The 3,514-nt window shown below is 71.6% G+C and carries 3 protein-coding genes; all 3 read left to right on the forward strand.

The window, feature by feature from the left end; translation table 11 throughout:
* The first annotated feature begins 213 nt into the window (after window positions 1–213).
* The 3 genes from VF746_22690 to VF746_22700 all read left to right on the forward strand — a co-directional run bounded on the left by VF746_22690 (window position 214) and on the right by VF746_22700 (window position 3,246).
* Window positions 214–651, forward strand: a complete 438-nt coding sequence (locus tag VF746_22690) for a VOC family protein (protein ID HEX8695237.1) — start codon at window positions 214–216, stop codon at window positions 649–651.
* A gap of 335 nt (window positions 652–986) precedes the next feature.
* Window positions 987–2,279, forward strand: coding sequence for an acyl-CoA dehydrogenase family protein (locus VF746_22695; protein HEX8695238.1), 1,293 nt, complete (start codon window positions 987–989; stop codon window positions 2,277–2,279).
* Window positions 2,280–2,436: 157 nt separating this feature from the next.
* Window positions 2,437–3,246, forward strand: a complete 810-nt coding sequence (locus VF746_22700; GenBank protein HEX8695239.1) for a dienelactone hydrolase family protein — start codon at window positions 2,437–2,439, stop codon at window positions 3,244–3,246.
* Window positions 3,247–3,514: the final 268 nt, after the last annotated feature.

Genomic DNA, 3,514 nt, shown 5'->3' on the forward strand with positions numbered 1-3,514 from the left:
GGCCTCGCTCCGGGGTGAGTAGATCCTTCGGTCGCCGCCAAGCATCGTGCCGAGGCAGGTTCGGCGCAGCGGCTCCCTCAGGATGACATCTCGCTTGCATAATCGATCGTAGAATCTGGTATGAGGTAACATTTCTACAAGACGGGTCGCGCGCCGCCGGTTAGACTGCGTCCGGACTCATCTGCGTGGACGATCCAGCCAAGGAGGCGACCGATGCCCAGCCACATCCCCGAAGGCTTCCACACCGTCACGCCGTACCTGGTGGTCCCCGGCGTCGCCCGGCTGATCGACTTCCTCCGGGAGGCGTTCGGCGCGGAGGAGCTCGGCCGCTATGCAGCGCCGGACGGCCGGATCATGCACGCCCTGGTGCGCATCGGCGACGCGATGGTGGAGATGGGCGAGCCGAGCGAGCAGTGGGGGCCGATGCCGGGCAACCTGCACCTGTACGTGGAGGACGCCGACGCCGTGTACGCGCGCGCCCTCCAGGCGGGCGCCACGTCCCTCTCCGAGCCCGACCTCAAGCCGTACGGCGACCGCGAGGCCGGCGTGCGCGACCCCTCGGGCAACAACTGGTTCATCGCCACGCGCCAGGAGCAGGTGTCGCCCGAGGAGTTCGAGCGGCGCACCGCCGCCGCCCAGCAGCCGGCGTAGCGCTCGCGGACGGCGCCACGACGAAGCCCCGGCTCCGCGAGGAGCCGGGGCTTCGCACATTCCTCGACGCTAAACCCACAGCTGCACAAGAGCTTGTGCACCCGAAGGATCTATGGGCTGCCTTGCACCGGGGCCGGACCTTTCGCAGGGCGACCCATAGATCCTTCAGTCGCCGCCATGCATCGGTGTGGAGGAGGGCTCCGCGCCGCGGCTCCTTCAGGATGACAGCGTTGGGTTGGAGCGCGTAAGCGGCCCATCACCCGTAGATCCGCTGCCCGTGCCCCCGCGTACCTTCGCCAGGAATCCTCATCCACCCTGGCACGCGGGGGCGCACGATGTCCATCTATCGCGAGGTCGACCTCACCCTCACGGCGGAGCACCAGCAGCTCAAGGAGGCGGTGCACGGCTTCGCGAAGGAGGTGCTGCGCCCGGCCGCCGTGCGCCTGGACCGCGTCTGCGACCCGGCGCGGGCGATCGCGCCCGACTCGGAGCTGTGGGAGACGCTGCGCGCCGCCTACCGCGGCGGGTTCCACACCGGCCTGATCCCCGCCGAGCACGGGGGGATGGGGCTCAGCGGCCTGCGCCTGCACATCGCGCTGGAGGAGCTGGGCTGGGGGAGCGCCGACTTCGCGGCCAGCCTGGCGTGCACCTGCTTCCCCTTCTCCTCCGCCGCGGCCACCGGCGACCGCGCGCTGATCGACGAGCTGGTGGCGCCGTTCGTGGCCGACACCTCGGCCTCCATGGTCGGCTGCTGGGCGATCACCGAGCCCGACCACGGCTCCGACCACTTCCTGGCCAGCACCCCGCAGTTCCACGACGCCCGCATCTCCGGCAGCGTGGTCGCCCGGGCGTCGGGCGACGAGTACGTGGTGAGCGGGCGGAAGTCGCGGTGGGTGTCCAACGGCACCATCGCCACCCACGCGGTCGTCTACCTGGCGCTGGAGCCCGAGCGGGGGCTGGCCGGCGGCGGCGTGGCCATCGTCCCGCTGGACGCACCCGGCGTGTCGAAGGAGCCCCCGCTGGACAAGCTCGGCCAGCGCGCGCTGAACCAGGGGGCGATCCGCTTCGACGGCGTGCGCATCCCAAAGCGCTACGTGCTGGTGGCCGCCGACGGCTACGAGGCGGTGCTCCGGCAGACGCTGGCGCTCACCAACGCGGCCATGGGCGCCATCTTCACCGGCGTGGCGCGCGCGGCGTACGAGGAGGCGCTGCGCTGGACCCGGGTGCGGGTACAGGGCGGCAGGCCCCTCTGCGAGCACCAGCTGGTGCAGAAGCACCTCTTCGACATGTTCGTGAAGGTGGAGAACTGCCGCCTGCTGTCGCGCGCGGCGTGCGTGTACAACGACGGCTCGCGGCCGCAGGCGCTGGAGTACTCCGTCGCCTCCAAGGTCTACTGCACCCAGGCCGCCTACGAGGTGGCCGACACCGCCGTGCAGCTCTTCGGCGGACGCGGCCTCAGCAAGGACTTCCTGGTGGAGAAGCTCTACCGCGACGCGCGCGCCTCGCTCGTCGAAGACGGCTCCAACGACGTGCTGACGCTCCTCGGCGCGCAGGAGGTGCTCAGGTCGGCCGCCCCGGTGCAGGAGTCGCTGCGGATCGAGTGGCTGGAGACGGAGCTGGTGGCCTGACCACAGTGCCCAGTGCCCAGTGCCCAGTGGATGGACGAAGCCCCGGCTCCGCGCGAGGAGCCGGGGCTTCGTTCGTCTTCCCCGGTGGCGGGAAGGCGCGGCGGGGTGCATGATGATGCTCTCCCGCGACCCGCGATTCCGAAGGAGGGTGATCCCGATGCGGCTCCTGGCTCCGTCCCTCGTGCTGCCCCTGCTCTTCTGCGCCGCGTGCCAGCGGCCGCAGCCCGCCTCGCGGCTGGAGACCACGCCGCGGCACGACGAGTGGGTCGAGGTGCGGAGCGGCGACCGGGTGGTGCACACCTACGTCGTCTACCCCGAGGTCAGCCGGCGGGCGATGGCGGTGGTGCTGATCCACGAGAACCGCGGGCTGACCGACTGGGTGCGCACGGTCGCCGACCGCCTGGCGGAGGAGGGGTACATCGCCGTCGCGCCCGACCTGCTCTCGGGGATGGCGCCCGGCGGCGGGCGCACCTCCGGCTTCCCCACGCAGGACGCGGCGCGCGAGGCCATCGGCCGCCTCCCGCGCGAGCAGGTGAGCGGCGACCTGCGCGCGGTGGTCGAGTACGCGCGCTCCATCCCCGCGGCCACCGGGCAGGTGGCGGTCGCCGGCTTCTGCTGGGGCGGCGCGCGGACGTGGGAGATCGCCAACGAGGCGAACCTCGCGGCGGCCTACGTCTTCTACGGCACCGGGCCGCGCGACGCGGCGGGCGTGGCGGGGATCTCGGAGCCGGTCTACGGCTTCTACGGCGGCAACGACGCCCGCGTGAACGCCACCATCCCGGCCTCCGCCGAGCTGATGCGCGCCGCCGGGAAGCGCTTCGAGCCGGTGACGTACGACAGCGCCGGCCACGCCTTCATGCGCAGCGGCGAGACCCCCGAGGGCAGCGCCGCCGACCGCAAGGCACGCGACGAAGCCTGGGCCCGCTGGCTGCGCCTCCTGCGCGAGGCCGCGTCCGCGCGGACCTGAGGAGGACGCCGGCACCCCCTAAAGGTTGTCATCCTGAAGGAGCCGCCGCGCAGAACCTGTCGAATGCACGAATGCCGGGCGGCGACTGAAGGATCTGCGGGTGGGGATCGCACGTCGGACAGCCCGACGCGCGATCCTCATCGCGTTTTCCAGACCCACTCTGAGCCCACACCAGATTCTGCGATCGATCGTGCAAAGGAGATGTCATCCTGAGGGAGCCGCTGCGCCGAACCTGCCTCGGCAACGATGCTTGGCGGCGACCGAAGGA

Origin of the sequence: Longimicrobium sp., from assembly GCA_036389795.1 — a bacterium.
Lineage (GTDB): Bacteria > Gemmatimonadota > Gemmatimonadetes > Longimicrobiales > Longimicrobiaceae > Longimicrobium.

Coding starts and splice junctions, on each gene's coding strand:
- VF746_22690 (HEX8695237.1), top strand. CDS start 214: ATGCCCAGCCACATCCCCGAAGGCTTCCACACCGTCACGCCGTACCTG.
- VF746_22695 (HEX8695238.1), top strand. CDS start 987: ATGTCCATCTATCGCGAGGTCGACCTCACCCTCACGGCGGAGCACCAG.
- VF746_22700 (HEX8695239.1), top strand. CDS start 2,437: ATGCGGCTCCTGGCTCCGTCCCTCGTGCTGCCCCTGCTCTTCTGCGCC.